Origin of the sequence: Brevundimonas sp. TWP2-3-4b2 (genome assembly GCF_049897345.1) — a bacterium.
Classification (GTDB): Bacteria; Pseudomonadota; Alphaproteobacteria; order Caulobacterales; family Caulobacteraceae; genus Brevundimonas.
The window spans coordinates 1-15,104 of the sequence record NZ_JAFCWB010000002.1 but is presented as its reverse complement, the minus strand read 5'-3'; the positions used below and the strand labels follow the sequence as shown (position 1 = coordinate 15,104).

Here is a 15,104-nt window from a genome sequence, read left to right as displayed (position 1 = left end):
GGCTCCTAGTTGAGCTGGCAGATATCGAGCTTGTTCATGTCCGTGTAGTCGAGGTTCTCGCCCCCCATGCCCCAGATGAAGGCGTAGTTCGACGTGCCCGAGCCCATGTGGATCGACCAAGGCGGGCTCATCACAGCCTCTCCGTCGCGGACCACGATGTGCCGCGCGGCGTCCGGCTGGCCCATGAAGTGGAAGACGCGCTCGTCGTCGCCGAGACCGAAATAGAGGTAGGCCTCCGATCGCCGGTCATGCAGGTGCGGCGGCATTGTGTTCCACACGCTGCCGGTCTTGAGCACGGTGACGCCGAGCAGAAGCTGGCAGGACTTCACCTTGGCCGGGACGATATACTGGTAGATGGTTCGCTCGTTGGACGTTTCCAGCGCGCCCATTTCCAGCGGCACGGCCTGGTCGATGGAGATCTTGGTCAGCACGTGCCGGAAATGGGCCGGGGTCGAGATCAGATAGAATTTGGCCGGCGTCGCGGCGTCGGCGGATTCGAACACGATCTCGGCCGAGCCCATCGGAATATAGAGGCCGTCGCGGAAGCCGAGCTCGTTCCTGACGCCGTCGACGGTGATCGATCCGGCCGCGCCGATGTTGACCACGCCGAGCTCGCGGCTGACGCAGAACGGCTGGCCCTTCTGGCTTTCGGGCTCGGAATGGACGGGCATGGTCAGCGGTCCATCGCTCGGGGTCGCCCCGCCGACCACCATCCGCTCATTGTGCGAGTAGGTCAGGCTGACCTTGCCGGGCACAAACAGGCCCGTCATCAAATATCGGTCGCGGAGCTGGTCGTTCGAGGCCCCGTCCATCATGTCGGGATGGGTCGCGTGGAGGATCTTGTCGAACATCGGATCAGCCATGGATCGTTTCCCTGTTTCCGGCCGCGTGCACGCGCCGCTGGAGCCGACGGTCGCCGACGGTTTCGTCGTCTTGGTAACCGGTGTCAGGTCGCGCTGCAAGCCTGGGCCAGGCTTCAGTCCACGACGGCCTCGATGTCAGACTTGCGGACCACCAGCGAGGGCCGGACCTCCGGCTGGTCGAGGCTCGCGGGGTCGACGCCGCGCATCGGAGCCAGCAGCTTTTCAGCCGCCATGCGGCCCATGTCGCGGATCGGCAGGCGGACCGAGGTCAGGTTGGGCCAGACGCGCGACGCCATGGGCAGGTCATCGAAGCCGACGACCGACAGGTCGCGCGGCAGCTCGAGCCCGCGCTCACGCGCGGCCTGCATGACGCCGATGGCCATGTCGTCGTTGAGGCTGAAGATTGCCGTCGGCGGTCGTGGCAGGGAGAGCAGGGCATGACCGGCCTCGACCCCGGATTCGAAGGTATAGGCCCCCTCGATCTCATAGGCCGGATCCAGCGGTACGCCGCGCGCCGCCAGGGCGTTGCGGAAGCCTTGGCCGCGCACTGTTGAGGAGCGAAACAGGGCAGGGCCACGCACCAGGCCGATCCGGGTGTGCCCCAGGTCCGCCAGCCGGCCGGCGGCCTCGGCCGCACCGAGGTGATCGTTGGTCACGACCATCGAGCCGGGCTCGTCCAGGGCGATCGAGGCGATGCGGACATAGGGGCAGTCGAGTTCACGCAGCAGGGCGATGACCCGCTCGTCCTCTGACACCGACGGCGGCATGATCACACCGAACAGACGCTGCCGCTCGACGAAGCCGCGGATGTCCTCCAGCAGGCTCTCCGAATTGCGGTTGCAGGGATGGACGACCAGCTCCAGGCCAGAATCCTTGAGCGCGTCCAGCACGCCCTGCTGCATGTTGACCACATAGGTGGGGCTGGGATTGTCGTAGATCAGACCGACGAGGAACGAGCGGCCGAAGGCGAGGCCGCGAGCCTGCGGGTCCGGGGTGAAGCCCAGGGCCTTGATTGCGGCGTCGACGCGCTCGCGGGTGTCGCCCTTGACGAAGGGTGACTGGTTGATGACGCGCGACACCGTCTTCTTCGACACCCGGGCCACGCGGGCGACGTCGTTGATGGTGGCGCGCTTGCCGGCCTTCGTGCCGCGCGGGTCGTCTGTCACCGAAGCGTTCCTCAAATCTGTCGCTCCAAGGCATAGCGGCCCGGGCGTCGATGCGCCACGGGCGTCTCAACAAGCGGATTGACACCGGTTTCCTACCCCGCCCATATTCGGCTGTCACCGAGGGACTTTCGTGTTCAGGACAGTATTTTCCCAAGTCGAGCCGTCGTGACGGCCGTCAGTCCGACCGCGGTAGCGGAGAGCGGGGAAGCCGCTGCTACGGCCGAATCGTTCGTGGCCGCGCGGCTGGCGGCCCGGGCGACGCCCGGCTATCCGGGCCGGATTCCACGCTCGCTGAACGAGGCCTACGCCATTCAGGAGTGTGCGATCGGTCTGTTCCCGGATCGGATCATTGGCTGGAAGGTTGGCGGGGTGCCGCCGGCGCAGCAGGCGGTTCTGGGTGCCGGTCGAATCGCGGGCCCGATCTTCGCAGGCAACCTCTGGACCGATGCCGGCTCGTCCAATGCGCTGCCCGCAATCGAGGGCGGTTTCGCAGCCGTCGAAGCCGAATTCGTCATGCGCATCGGCCACGGTGTCGACCCTGGTCAGATGGACTGGAGCCTCGCCCAGGCTTTCGAGGCCGTGGACGCGGTCTTCATCGGGGTCGAACTGGCGGGCAGTTCGCTGTCCACGATCAATGACATGGGGTCAGCGGTCGTGGTTTCGGACTTCGGCAACAACGGCGGTCTGCTGATCGGCGCAGAGCTGCCGGACTGGCGTGCTCGCCTGGACGCCATCACGGTCGAGACGACTCTCGCAGGGGCGGTGGTCGGCGCGGGCGGTTCGTCCTCGCTGGGCGGTGGGGCGATCGAGTCTGTCCGTTTCCTGCTGGGTCATTGCGCGGCTCGCGGACGGCCGTTGACGGCCGGGTCTCTGGTTTCGACCGGCGCGGTCACCGGGGTTCACAGGGCACGAATTGGCGAGGCGTTCACCTGCGCATTCGACGGCGTGGGCGTGATCAGAGGCACGATCGTTCGCGCTGAAGGCTAGCGTTACAAGAGCGCCAACCCGCCGGTCACAGGTCGGGAGGCGCGAGGAAGCAAGATGACAGGAACGGCCATTATGACCGACGCGACCCGACCGGGAATGGATCCAGTGTCCATTCAACCCCCACCCGCCGGCAAATACCGCTGGGTGGTTGTCTGGCTGCTGTTTGCGGCGATGGTCATCAACTACGTCGATCGCCAGGCGCTGGGTGTCTTGAAACCCACCCTGATGGACGAGTTCGGCTGGACCGAAACCAACTATGCCGACATCGTTTTCTGGTTCCAGGCCTCCTATGCGATCTCCTATCTGCTCTGGGGCCGGATCGTGGACAAGATCGGGGCCCGGTGGGGCTTTGGCCTGGCCTTCATCATCTGGCAGATCGCCTTCATCGCCCATGCCGGCATCCGCAGCCTGAACACGGCCATCTTTGCCCGTCTGGCACTTGGCATCGGCGAGGGCGGCGGCTTCCCCGCCGGCATCAAGGCGGTGACGGAATGGTTCCCCAAGAAGGAACGTGCCTTCGCCGTCGGCCTGTTCAATGCGGGCACCAATATTGGTGCCATCATCACGCCGCTGATCATCCCCTTCATTGCGTCGGTCTGGCTGGGAACGGTGGCCGAGCCCAACTGGCGCATGGCCCTGATCATCGTCGGCGTGGCCGGCTTCATCTGGGTGCCGCTCTGGTTTGCGGTCTATCGCCGCCCCGGTGAGCACAAGAAGGTGACGCCCGCCGAGCTGGCCTATATCGCCCAGGACGCGCCTGATCCGGTGCACAAGATCGGCTGGCTGAAGCTGCTGACGGTCAAGGAAACCTGGGCCTATGCGCTGGGCAAATTCCTGATCGATCCGATCTGGTGGTTCTTCCTGTTCTGGTTGCCGGGTTTCCTGCAGAAACAGTACGATCTCAACATCCTCACCTTCGGCCCTCCACTGATCGCCATCTATCTGCTGTCGGACGTGGGTTCGGTGGGGGGCGGCTGGCTGTCCAGCCAGCTCCTGAAGCGGGGCATGAGCCTGAATGCGGCCCGCAAGCTGACCATGTTGATCTGCGCACTGGCGGTGACGCCGGTCGCGTTCGCGGGCATGGCCGACAATCTCTGGACTGCGGTGCTGATCATTGGCGTGGCCACGGCGGCCCACCAGGGCTTTTCGGCCAACCTCTACGCCATGCCGGGCGACGTCTTCCCGCGTTCCGCCGTCGGGTCTGTCGTCGGCATCGGCGGTATGATCGGCGGTTTCGGCGGGATGGCGATGGCCAAATACGCCGGTTACGTGCTGGACAAGATCGGCAGCTACACGCCCATCTTCGTGGTCGCAGCCTCGGCCTATCTGATCGCTCTGCTGGTCATTCACCTGCTCATGCCGCGATACGCACCGGCCAAGGTGTGACCTCCGAAAGGAGGACGTAACCGTGGTGGCGGTGCTGTCAGTCCAACGACAACCTGTCTCCACTGGCCGGAGGTAGGGCAGGGCGCGCAGAGCCTGTTCGGCGAGTGACTTCCACTCAGCCAAGGCGGCTGAGCGTTGGGCCTTGCAGGTCTCTCTGCCGATGAGGTGACGGTCCTGATTGAAGTGGCTGTGGAAGGCGGCGTGGACAGAGCCGAGCTTTTGCAGTGTCTTCATCTGCCGGAAGCTGAGCCTGACGGGTATGGGCCAGCGAAGTCGCGGGCATTGCCGACGAATGTGCTGAAGGCTACAGGGGCAGCAGGAGCCATCGTTGCCTCACTTCGCGCGCCACCTCTGCATCGGCCTCTGCGTCGCCCTGTTGGCGGCCATGAACCTGCATGGCGTGTCGCGGTCGCAGCACGATTTCGCTCATGCTGCCGATTGGCCCGCCCTCGCTCTGATCGAAGCAGATGACGATCATCACACGGCTCACGTCCATATGTCTCCCCACGAGGTTCCCGACCTCGAGACTGAACGGGACGGTGACGGCCCAATCCCGGTCGGCCACCACCATCATGGCGGCGGCGACGTTCAAGCCGCCATGCCGGCGTCAGGTCGTGATGTCGCGCAAGCATCGTCTCCCGCGTCCACTCTGTGGCGGCCCGGGACCGATCCTGCCCTGTCGAGCCATACCGGCGACGGGCCGGAATACCCTCCGAAACGGAAACGCACGGTCGTCTGAACCGGCGCGGCCTTTCGGCTGCGCGCAACCCGTTTCCCGGAGATACCCTTGAAGACCCCGATTGCCGGCTCAGCCGGATCGTGGGTGCGTCTGGCGGCCGTTTCGGCGCTGGCGCTCTCACTGGCGGCATGGCCGCCCACCGCCGCCGTGGCGCAGGCGCCGACCGGCTTGGCCGCAAGTGCGCCCAGCCTGTCCCTCGATCGGGCGCTCGCACGCGCCGCCGAGGTGGACCCCGGCCTTGCGGGCCTGGAGGCGCGTACGCGCGCCGGCGACGCCGCCGTGCGCCAGGCCGACGTGCGGCCCAATCCGACGCTGGGCCTGATGCTGGAGAACCTGCCTACTCTGGGCGGCGGCAACATCATCGACCGGACCGAGACGACCCTGTCCTATGAGCAGCGGTTCGAACGGGGCGGTGATCGATCGGCGCGTGTCGCCCTGGCGCGCGGGGAGGCCGCCCTGGTTCAGGCCGAGGCCGCGATCAGGCGACTGGATCGGCTTGAACAGGTGCAGCGCGCCTGGGCGGAGGCCCTGGGCGCCCAGGCCGACCTTGAAATCGCTCGCGAACGTCTTGCCCTGACCGAACGCTTCCAGACCGAAGTGCAGCGTCGGGTCGACATGGCGCGCGACCCCCTGTTCGCCGGTGCCCGCGCCGAGGCCGAACTGGCCCAGGCCCAGATCGACTTCGATCAGGCCGAGATCCAGGCCCGCCTCGCCCGCGCCACCTTGGGGCGTTTCTGGATCGGGGCGTCGGATTTCTCCCTTGATCCGGCCGACTTCGAAGACACCAGCGCCGCCCGGGAAGTCGCCGGGGCCGCCGCCGAGATCGACCTCGCAGTTCTGGCCGCGCAGCGTGACGTCGCCCGAGCCAGGGTGAGCCTCGAACAGGCGCGGGCCACGCCCGACGCGACGGTCAGCGTCGGCGTCCGTCACTTCTGGGATGGGCAGGATCTCGGTCTGGTGGTCGGGGGGTCCATACCGCTCGGCCGCTACGATCGGAATGAGGCCGCCATCGACCGTGCGAGGTTCGAAGGCGTCGCCGCCGAGGCCGACATGGCGGCGCTCCGACAGGAACGCGAGCGGGAGATCGCCCGCCTCCAGGTCCTCCTTGCGTCCCGGGCGCTCGAAGCCCAGCGGATCGCCAATGAGACCCTGCCCCAGGCCGAGCGCGCCGTTGTGCTCGTTCGCGAAGGCTTCGCGCGCGGCGGCTTCACCTACAACGACGTCATCGCCGCCCAGACCGCGCTGCTCGCCACCAAGGCCCGTCGGGTCGCCGTTCTCAAACAGTTCCACATCGATCGCGCCCGCCTTGACCGGCTGACCGGCGCGCATGCCGACCTGCTCGGCCTGGAGACCCGCTCATGATCCCTCACATCCCATCGCGGCGCATCATCGCCGCCTCGCTGCTGGCGCTCGCGGTCGGCGTTTCGGCCTGCGGCCAAGGCGCGGCTGAGAAGGCCGAGGGCGAGGTCGCGGCCGGTGACTACGAGCGTGGCCCCCATCGGGGACGCATGCTGCGGGACGGCGACTTCGCATTGGAGATCACCCTCTACGAGGAAGGGCCTGAACCCCTTTTCCGGCTGTATCCCTACGTCAACGACAAGCCCGTCGATCCGGGCCAGGTCCAGGCCGCCATCACGCTCGGCCGCCTTGGCCCGAAAACTGACCGTTTCGTCTTCACCGCCGAGAACGACTATCTGGCCTCACCGGGGGTCGTCTTCGAACCCCACTCGTTCGATGTCGTGGTGACCGCCGCCCACGTCGGCAAGCAGCACCGCTGGGCCTATGCGTCCTATGAAGGCCGCACGACCATCGCCGCCGACGCCGCCCGGGCCGGTGGTGTCACGGTCGAACGGGTCGGTCCCGCGACTTTGGGCGAGAGCCTGGCCTTGACCGGACGGGTCGAAATCACGCCGGAGGGCCAGGCCGAGGTCCACGCCCGCTATCCAGGCAGGGTCATGGCCCTGAACGTCGCACTCGGAACCCGCGTCTCTCGCGGTCAGGTCATCGCCCGGGTCGAGTCCAGCGAGAGCCTCCAGACCTATGCGATCACGGCACCGATCTCCGGCATGATCGTGGCCAAGAACGTCAATATCGGTTCGATCACCGGCGGCGGCGAGCCGATGCTGATGATCGGCGATCCCACCCGGCTGCACGCCGAGTTCCTGCTCTATCCCCGGGACGCCGAGCGGGTGCGCGCGGGTCAGCCGGTCATCGTCAAGAGTCTGGCCGGCGACTACACCTTCAACGGCCGGATCGAGGCGGTGCTGCCCTCGACCGATCTGACCAGTCAGGTGCTGATCGCGCATCTCGACCTTCCCTACCAGGGCGGCATCTGGCGGCCCGGCCTCGGCGTCTCGGGAGAGGTGCAGGTGGGTTCGACACCGGCACCCCTCGCTGTGCGCACCAGGGCGCTCCAGCCGTTCCGCGACTTTACGGTGGTCTACGCCCGCTTCGGCACGACCTATGAGGTGCGGATGCTCGAACTCGGCCGTCGCACGCCCGAGTGGACCGAGGTCCTCAGCGGCATCGAACCCGGCACCGAATATGTGGTGGACGGTGCCTTCCTGATCCGCGCGGACGTCGAGAAGTCCGGCGCGAGCCACGACCACTAGGGGCGCTGATCATCATGCTCGAACGCATCATCGCGCTGTCGATCCGCTTCCGTTGGATCGTCATGGCGCTCGTGGTCCTGGCCTGCGCGGTCGGCGTCTGGAGTTTCCAGCGCCTGCCCATCGACGCCACGCCTGACATCACCAACGTCCAGGTGCAGATCAACACCGAGGCTCCTGGCTTCTCGCCGCTGGAGTCGGAACAGCGGATCACCTTCCCGGTCGAAACCGCCATCGCCGGCGTGCCGGGGCTGCAATACACTCGCTCGGTCTCACGCTACGGACTGAGCCAGGTGACGGTCGTCTTCGAGGATGGCACGGACATTTATTTCGCGCGCCAGCTGGTCAACGAACGGCTTCAGGCCGCGAGGGGTCAGATTCCCGAGGGTCTGACGCCCGAACTCGGTCCCATCGCCACCGGTCTCGGCGAAATCTACATGTATACGATCGAGGCCGAACGCGGTGCCCGGCGACCCGACGGCGAACTCTACACGCCCGAGGACCTGCGCACGCTTCAGGACTGGGTGATCCGTCCGCAACTGCGCAACACACCGGGCGTCACCGACGTCAACACCATCGGCGGCTTCGAGCGGCAGTATCACGTCACCCCCTGGCCTGACCGTCTGGTCGCCTACGGCGTCACCATGGCCGAGGTGGTGGAGGCCCTGAACCGGAACAACGCCAACGTCGGCGCCGGCTATGTCGAACGCTATGGCGAACAGTATCTCGTGCGCGTTCCCGGCCAGGCGGAAAGCCTCGAAGACCTCGGGGGGATCATCGTCTCCAACCGCAACGGCGTACCCGCCCGGGTCGCCGACGTGGCCGATCTCGTCATGGGCGAGGAACTGCGCACCGGCGCCGCTACCGAAGACGGCCGCGAGGTCGTGCTTGGCACGGTGTTCATGCTGGTCGGCGAGAACAGCCGCACCGTCGCCCAGGCGGTCGCCGCCCGACTCGACGAAGCCGCGAAAGCGCTGCCCGCCGGGGTCCGGGCCGTGCCGGTCTATGACCGGACCGACCTGGTCGATCGCGCCATCCACACGGTCGAGAAGAACCTGCTCGAAGGCGCGCTTCTGGTCATCGTCGTGCTGTTCCTGCTGTTGGGGAACATCCGCGCCGCCCTGATCACGGCGGCGGTCATTCCCATCACCATGCTGATGACCATCACCGGAATGGTGCGCACGGGGGTGTCCGGCAATCTGATGAGCCTCGGCGCGCTCGACTTCGGCCTGATCGTCGATGGCGCGGTCATCATCGTCGAGAACTGTCTGCGTCGCTTCGGCGAAACGCAGCACCGCCTGGGCCGTCTGCTCAACCGCGAAGAACGGTTCGCCCTGGCCGCCTCGGCTTCCAGCGAGGTGATCCGACCGTCCCTTTTCGGGGTGCTGATCATCACCCTGGTCTATGTGCCGATCTTCGCCCTGACCGGGGTCGAGGGGAAGATGTTCCACCCGATGGCGATCACCGTCGTCATCGCCCTGACCTGTGCCCTCGTCCTCTCGCTGGTCTTCGTGCCCGCCGCCGTCGCCATGTTCGTCACCGGCAAGGTCGAGGAAAAGGACAGCTTCGTCATGCGCGGTGCCCGGCGCTTCTACGAACCAGCACTGGAGATGGCCCTGCGGCTGCGCGTGGCCTTCGTCGCCGTCGCGGTGGCACTCGTCGCAATCGCCGCCCTGGGCGCGAGCCGGATGGGGTCGGAGTTCATCCCGAACCTGGACGAAGGTGACATTGCCCTGCATGCCCTGCGCATTCCCGGCACCTCCCTGAGCCAGGCCGTGCAGATGCAGACGGCCCTGGAGCGGCGTATCGCCCGGTTCCCGGAGGTCGAGCGGGTCGTGGCCAAGATCGGCACGGCTGAGATCGCCACCGATCCGATGCCGCCATCGGTCGCCGACACCTTCATCATGCTGAAGGACCGCAAGGACTGGCCGAACCCGCGCAAGCCGCGGGACGAGCTGTTGGCGGAAATGCAGGCGGCTGTCGCAGAGATCCCCGGAAACAACTACGAGTTCACCCAGCCGATCCAGATGCGGTTTAACGAGCTTCTGTCCGGCGTGCGGGCAGACGTGGCGATCAAGGTGTTCGGCGACGATCTCGACCAGCTCCTTGAAGTTGGAAACGCCGTCGAAGGCGTGATCGGCGGCATTGAGGGGGCCGAGGATGTCTCGGTCGAGCAAGTGACCGGCCTGCCCGTGCTCCAGATCAGACCCGACCGCGCTGCCCTGTCGCGGCTCGGTATCAGCATGGACGACGTCCAGCAGGTGGTGTCGGCCTCGATCGGCGGGGTCGTCGCCGGCCAGGTGTTCGAGGGCGACCGCCGCTTCGACGTCGTGGTTCGCCTGCCCGAAACCCTGCGGGAGGACACCGACGCCATCGGTCGCCTGCGCATTCCCGTGCCCGGTTCCGGCGGGACGGCCTTCGTGCCGCTTGAGGAGATCGCGACCATCGCCGTGGAGAAGGGTCCGAACCAGATCAGCCGCGAGGACGGCAAGCGTCGCGTCGTCGTCACGGCCAATGTGCGGGGTCGCGACCTCGGCTCGTTCATCGCCGAGGTGCAGGAGAAGGTCGGGGCCGAGGTCGAGGTCCCCGCCGGATACTGGATCAGCTACGGCGGGACCTTCGAGCAACTGATCTCGGCGGCGAAACGGCTGCAACTGTTGGTGCCGGTGGTGCTGCTGCTGATCTTCGGCCTGCTGTTCGCCCTGTTCCGGTCTGTGAAGGACTCGGCCATCGTCTTCTCCGGCGTGCCACTGGCATTGACCGGCGGTGTGGCGGCCTTGGCGATGCGGGGCCTGCCCCTGTCCATCTCGGCGGCGGTGGGCTTCATCGCCCTGTCCGGCGTCGCCGTGCTCAACGGCGTCGTCATGGTCAGCTTCATCCGGACCTTGATCGCCGGGGGCAAACCGCTTGGTGAAGCGATCCGCGAGGGTGCCCTGACCCGACTGCGGCCGGTGTTGATGACCGCCCTCGTCGCGAGTCTTGGCTTTGTACCCATGGCGTTGAACGTGGGTGCGGGAGCCGAGGTCCAGCGCCCGCTGGCGACCGTCGTAATCGGCGGGATCATCTCATCGACAATCCTGACCCTCCTGGTCCTGCCCGCCCTCTACAGCCTCGTGCATGGTCGGCCCCCACGGCCCGGGAGCGCGCGGCCAGGCTGGCTCTCTCGTCTTTCCTTCAATCAGAGAAACGCGTGACGGGCGCGACATATCGCTGAGCGTGCGTGGCGGTCCTGGTTGAAGTGGTTGTGGAAGGCGGCGTGGACCGAGCTGAACTTCTGCAATGTCTTCATTTGCCGGAAGCGGAGCATCGCCCGTTCTCGTCGCCGGAAGGGCAGATGTGAGTTCTCGGCGCGGTTGTTGGCCCACCTGCCAACCTCCTGCCTGTCTGCGTTTCCGAGCTCTTTCATCGCGGCCTTACAGGACCGCAGACCATCCGTTGTGATGGCCTTGGCGCAGCCAGGCCGCTTCATCAGCTTTTTGGCGAACTTCAGCGCCGCCAGCTTGTCTCTGGTCCTGCTGGCACAGGATTCCAGCACCTCGCCCTCGTGGTCGACGGCCCGCCAGAGGTAGTGCATCTCGCCGTTGATCTTCACGTAGACCTCGTCGAAATGCCATCGCCAGTGGCTGAAGGCGCTCATCTTCTGGACCCGCTTCCTGCGGATCTCTGAGGCGAACATCGGACCGAACCGGTTCCACCATAGCCGGACCGTCTCGTGGCAGATGCCGATGCCGCGTTCGGCCAGCAGGTCTTCCACGTTCCGCAAAGACCGCGGGAATTTCACGTACATCATGACCACGAGGCGGATCGCCTCGGGCGAACTGTCGAAGTAGCGAAACGGGTTCGTGGATTTGGCCATTGCAGCGACGCCGGACAGCCGGCCGGTCAGCGGCAATCAGTTTGGGCTGACCGAGCCCTTCGGACCCATAATCCCGAACTAGCGATCAGGCCGAAAGTACCTTATCGGCGAACACAAATGCTTCGCCTCACCCCGTATTCATTTCGGCTGAGAACGCCCCTCAAAACCTAGACCCCTAAGAACTCCCAAAGCTTGCGCCCTGGCAGGAAGAAGTAGCCTCCGCCCCGGGGCGTCACGAACTGGGCCATGGTCTTCAGCCGGATCGGACCGTCGCGGGTCGGGATGGTGAACCCTTTTGGGCAGCCGTCCTTGTTGCCGGCCAGGGGATCGCGTTCGCCCGACAGGCCATGGAAGGTCTTGCTGCCGAGCCAAGTCTGCTGGACGAACTCGAACTGCCGCTCGATGTCGCCGTTCAGGCACATGAACATCAGGCCGGGATTCTGACTTTCAGCCGCCACATAGGCGCGGCCGACCCGCAAAACCCGATGTCGGTTCGAGATATCGACCTGGTCCTGGGAGGTGCTGTCAGGCAAACGCTAAAAGGTCTCCGGCAAAGTCGGCGTAAGCCGCTGTCGGGGATGGGTTATCGTGAATTCGATTTCGTTTAAGCGCCACCGGTTTCCGGCGGATGTGATCCGCCACGCCGTGTGGCTGTACTTTCGGTTCAGCCTCAGCTTTCGCGACGTCGAAGAGCTGCTGGCGCAGCGCGGGATTGAGGTCAGCTATGAGACGATCCGGTGCTGGACGATCAAGTTCGGACCGCTGATCGCCCGGCGGCTCAAGACGCGGCGGTGCGCGCCCTCGCCGCGCTGGCACCTCGACGAGATGGTCTGCTGGATCGGTGTCAAGCGGATGTATCTGTGGCGGGCAGTCGACGACGAAGGCGAGGTCCTGGACCTTGTGGTCCAGCGCCGGCGGGACACGGAGGCTGCATTGAGGCTGCTGAAGCGCCTGTTGCACAACCAGCCGGTCGAGCCGGAGACGATCACGACCGACGGGCTGGCGTCCTACGGCGCGGCGCTCGACCAGCTCGATCTGCGCCACCTGCACCGCCCGGGCCGGCTCCGCGAGAACAATCGAGTGGAGAACTCCCATCTTCCGATCCGACGACGAGAACGCCAGCAGCAGGGGTTCAAATCCCAAGCTTCAGCCCAGAGATTCCTGACCACACACGCGGCGATCTACAACACCTTCAACATCCAGCGCCATTTGATCAGCAGACCCACCCTTCGCCGCTTTCGCGCCGAGGCGGCGTCCGTTTGGGCGGCCGCGGTTGCCTGAGTTCAGGCAGGGTAGGGCGGCTTTCGATTTGGCGCAGCTAACCTGACAGCACCGGCGAAGGCGCTGGGCGCGTTGGCCGTAGAAGACCTGTTGGGCGCGTGAGGTTCGAATCCTACCCGCGGAGGCCTTCCGAAATTGGCACCTTAGGCGAAATCGCCCTCCCACGACAGGCATCAGTATCTACCGAAACGAGGGGGAAACAGCCTGCAAATGCCAAGCCACGAGCATTTGTGAAGCTATACGCCATTGACGCAATTTTTGGGCTTGCGGGTTATACGTCCTTGGCGTATCCAACGTGATGGAGTTCGTTCGAACAGGCAGCTACGAGAAGGGCCTGAAGCGGCTCCGCAAGCTGGGCGCCGTCGATGCGGATTTTGAAGCGATGGAGCAAGAGATCGCGACCAATCCAGAGATTGGTGACGTGATCAAAGGGTCAAACGGCCTGCGCAAAGTCCGGTTCGGTTACGGCCAGGTCGGGAAGAGCGGTGGAGGGCGAACCATCTACTACGTCGTGACTGACGACGATGTGACCTATCTCCTGACCGCCTATCCGAAGGTGGACAAGGAGGATCTCACGGCTGACGAACTCAAGATGTTCAAGGCTCTAACGAAGGAGTTGTTGGGATGACCAAGCGAACTGAGATCGGGCTGGAGATCGAAGCGGGCCTGCGTGAGGCCATTGCCCATCGCCGAGGTGAGATCGCCTTGCCGACGCGGCTCGTCGATCCGATGCCCGCCGCTCGGGTCAAGGCGATCCGAAAGGCGGTCGCAAAGAGCCCCAAGGAGTTCGAACAGAAGTTTGGGATCCCCGCCCGGACGATGGAAGGATGGGAGCAGGGCCGGCGTCAGCCTGACCCAGCCTCCCGAACCTTGCTCAAGGTCATTGAGCGCGAGCCCGAGGCCGTTCGGCGCGCGCTAGCCGACGTCTAATTTCGTACGTCCAAGCCGACCTGTCAGGTCGGCCTTCGCGGAATGCCGATTATGCGCATTTCGCGAACAGGACGGGAACACCAGTTAGGGGCAAAGGCGGGCAGGGAAGGGCGCTACTCGCAGGGTGCTGACAGGTTAACTCCGCCAAGTCGAAATCCGCCCTACCCTGCCTGAGATCAGTCAACCGCGGCCGCCCACGCGGAGGCCGCATCAGCGCGAAAGCGGCGAAGGGTGGGTCTGCTGATCAGATGGCGCTGGATGTTGAACGTGTTGTAAATCGCTGCGTGGGTGGTGAGGAATCTCTGGGCCGAGGCTTGGGATTTGAACCGCTGCTGCTGGCGCTCTCGTCGTCGGATCGGGAGATGGGAGTTCTCAACGCGGTTATTTTCCCGGAGCCGGCCGGGTCGATGAAGGTGACGCAGTTCCAGCCGGTCGAGCGCTGCCCCATAGGACAGGAGGCCGTCGGTGGTGATCGTCTCGGGCTCGACGGGTTGATTGTGCAGCAGGCGTCTCAACAGCCTCAAAGCGGCCTCTGTGTCCCGCCGGCGCTGGACCACGACGTCCAAGACCTCACCTTCGTCGTCCACTGCCCGCCACAGGTACATCCGCTTGCCGCCGATCCAGCAGACCATCTCGTCCAGGTGCCAGCGCGGCGTCGGCGCGGGACGGTGCCGCCTCAGACGCCGGGCGATCAGCGGCCCGAACTTGATGGTCCAGCACCGGATCGTCTCGTAGCTGACGTCGATCCCCCGCTGGGCGAGAAGCTCCTCGACGTCACGAAAACTGAGGCTGAACCGGAAATAAAGCCACACGGCATGACGGATGACGTCCGCCGGAAAGCGGTGGCGCGTAAACGAAATCGGCTTCACGAAACATCATCTCCGTCAGCGGCTTACGCCGACTTTGCCGGAGACCTTTTAGCGTTTGCCTGACAGCACCCTTCATCCTCAAGCCCTCCGAGCGCGATCCGTCGGTGCCGGTCCGGCTGGCCGAGTTGATGATGGAGGCCGGTGCCCCCGCCGGGGTCCTGAACGTCGTCCACGGCGACAAGGTCGCGGTCGACGCCATCCTGACCCACCCGCTGATCCATGCCGTCAGCTTCGTCGGCTCGTCCGACATCGCCCACTATGTCTATCAGACCGGCGCGGCCAACCATAAGCGGGTCCAAGCCATGGGCGGGGCCAAGAACCACGGCATCGTCCTGCCCGACGCCGACATGGACCAGGTGATCAAGGACCTGTCGGGGGCCGCCTATGGCTCGGCCGGCGAACGCTGCATGGCCCTGCC

The 15,104-nt window shown here is 65.5% G+C and carries 14 protein-coding genes and 1 pseudogene; 9 read left to right on the top strand and 6 right to left on the bottom strand.

Annotated features, from left to right (window positions below; genetic code table 11):
- Window positions 1-5: 5 nt before the first annotated feature.
- Both kduI and ACP7AS_RS03750 read right to left on the bottom strand, forming a co-directional pair.
- The gene (kduI, locus tag ACP7AS_RS03755; RefSeq protein WP_426028133.1) at window positions 6-851 is read right to left on the bottom strand and encodes a 5-dehydro-4-deoxy-D-glucuronate isomerase; all 846 of its coding nucleotides are present in this window, start codon (window positions 849-851) and stop codon (window positions 6-8) included.
- A gap of 125 nt (window positions 852-976) precedes the next feature.
- On the bottom strand, window positions 977-2,029 hold the full coding sequence (locus tag ACP7AS_RS03750; protein ID WP_426027522.1) for a LacI family DNA-binding transcriptional regulator: 1,053 nt from the start codon (window positions 2,027-2,029) through the stop codon (window positions 977-979).
- A gap of 165 nt (window positions 2,030-2,194) precedes the next feature.
- On the opposite strand from ACP7AS_RS03750, the gene ACP7AS_RS03745 reads away from it, so the two are divergent.
- Window positions 2,195-3,016, top strand: a complete 822-nt coding sequence (locus tag ACP7AS_RS03745; RefSeq protein ID WP_426027521.1) for a 2-keto-4-pentenoate hydratase — start codon at window positions 2,195-2,197, stop codon at window positions 3,014-3,016.
- A gap of 96 nt (window positions 3,017-3,112) precedes the next feature.
- Entirely contained in the window at window positions 3,113-4,402 is a 1,290-nt protein-coding gene (locus ACP7AS_RS03740) for an MFS transporter (RefSeq protein WP_426028132.1), read from the top strand.
- A gap of 304 nt (window positions 4,403-4,706) precedes the next feature.
- Here ACP7AS_RS03740 and ACP7AS_RS03735 read toward each other — a convergent pair whose 3' ends face one another.
- Window positions 4,707-4,994 carry a hypothetical protein gene (locus tag ACP7AS_RS03735; protein ID WP_426027520.1) on the bottom strand — a complete coding sequence of 96 codons (288 nt, stop codon included), beginning with the start codon at window positions 4,992-4,994 and terminating at the stop codon, window positions 4,707-4,709.
- A 195-nt stretch (window positions 4,995-5,189) separates the two neighbouring features.
- On the opposite strand from ACP7AS_RS03735, the gene ACP7AS_RS03730 reads away from it, so the two are divergent.
- Genes ACP7AS_RS03730 through ACP7AS_RS03720 form a run of 3 tightly spaced genes read left to right on the top strand, consistent with a single transcriptional unit; the run spans window position 5,190 to window position 10,944 of the window.
- Window positions 5,190-6,503, top strand: coding sequence for a TolC family protein (locus ACP7AS_RS03730; RefSeq protein WP_426027519.1), 1,314 nt, complete (start codon window positions 5,190-5,192; stop codon window positions 6,501-6,503).
- Window positions 6,500-7,753 carry an efflux RND transporter periplasmic adaptor subunit gene (locus ACP7AS_RS03725; protein WP_426027518.1) on the top strand — a complete coding sequence of 418 codons (1,254 nt, stop codon included), beginning with the start codon at window positions 6,500-6,502 and terminating at the stop codon, window positions 7,751-7,753. Before ACP7AS_RS03730 ends, ACP7AS_RS03725 begins: the two co-directional genes overlap by 4 nt.
- Window positions 7,754-7,767: 14 nt before the next feature.
- Window positions 7,768-10,944 carry an efflux RND transporter permease subunit gene (locus tag ACP7AS_RS03720; RefSeq protein WP_426027517.1) on the top strand — a complete coding sequence of 1,059 codons (3,177 nt, stop codon included), beginning with the start codon at window positions 7,768-7,770 and terminating at the stop codon, window positions 10,942-10,944.
- Here ACP7AS_RS03720 and ACP7AS_RS03715 read toward each other — a convergent pair.
- Both ACP7AS_RS03715 and ACP7AS_RS03710 read right to left on the bottom strand, forming a co-directional pair.
- Window positions 10,929-11,642 carry an IS6 family transposase gene (locus tag ACP7AS_RS03715; protein ID WP_426027516.1) on the bottom strand — a complete coding sequence of 238 codons (714 nt, stop codon included), beginning with the start codon at window positions 11,640-11,642 and terminating at the stop codon, window positions 10,929-10,931. The genes ACP7AS_RS03720 and ACP7AS_RS03715 overlap by 16 nt on opposite strands.
- Before the next feature lie 131 nt (window positions 11,643-11,773).
- Window positions 11,774-12,139 carry a hypothetical protein gene (locus tag ACP7AS_RS03710; protein WP_426027515.1) on the bottom strand — a complete coding sequence of 122 codons (366 nt, stop codon included), beginning with the start codon at window positions 12,137-12,139 and terminating at the stop codon, window positions 11,774-11,776.
- A gap of 55 nt (window positions 12,140-12,194) precedes the next feature.
- Here ACP7AS_RS03710 and ACP7AS_RS03705 point away from each other — a divergent pair, with 55 nt between their 5' ends.
- From ACP7AS_RS03705 to ACP7AS_RS03695, 3 genes are all read left to right on the top strand, one after another.
- Window positions 12,195-12,887: an IS6 family transposase gene (locus ACP7AS_RS03705; RefSeq protein WP_426027514.1), complete on the top strand. Its 693-nt coding sequence runs from the start codon at window positions 12,195-12,197 to the stop codon at window positions 12,885-12,887.
- A 298-nt stretch (window positions 12,888-13,185) separates the two neighbouring features.
- Window positions 13,186-13,515 (top strand): type II toxin-antitoxin system RelE/ParE family toxin, encoded by a 330-nt coding sequence (locus tag ACP7AS_RS03700; RefSeq protein ID WP_426028131.1) that lies wholly within the window; start codon window positions 13,186-13,188, stop codon window positions 13,513-13,515.
- The gene (locus tag ACP7AS_RS03695; protein ID WP_426027513.1) at window positions 13,512-13,817 is read left to right on the top strand and encodes a helix-turn-helix domain-containing protein; all 306 of its coding nucleotides are present in this window, start codon (window positions 13,512-13,514) and stop codon (window positions 13,815-13,817) included. Before ACP7AS_RS03700 ends, ACP7AS_RS03695 begins: the two co-directional genes overlap by 4 nt.
- A 176-nt stretch (window positions 13,818-13,993) precedes the next feature.
- Here the strand turns inward: ACP7AS_RS03695 and ACP7AS_RS03690 are convergent, their stop codons facing one another.
- Window positions 13,994-14,686 (bottom strand): IS6 family transposase, encoded by a 693-nt coding sequence (locus ACP7AS_RS03690; protein ID WP_426027512.1) that lies wholly within the window; start codon window positions 14,684-14,686, stop codon window positions 13,994-13,996.
- A 68-nt stretch (window positions 14,687-14,754) separates the two neighbouring features.
- Between ACP7AS_RS03690 and ACP7AS_RS03685 the strand changes: the two are divergent.
- Window positions 14,755-15,104: pseudogene (locus ACP7AS_RS03685) on the top strand (aldehyde dehydrogenase family protein); the annotation flags it as partial.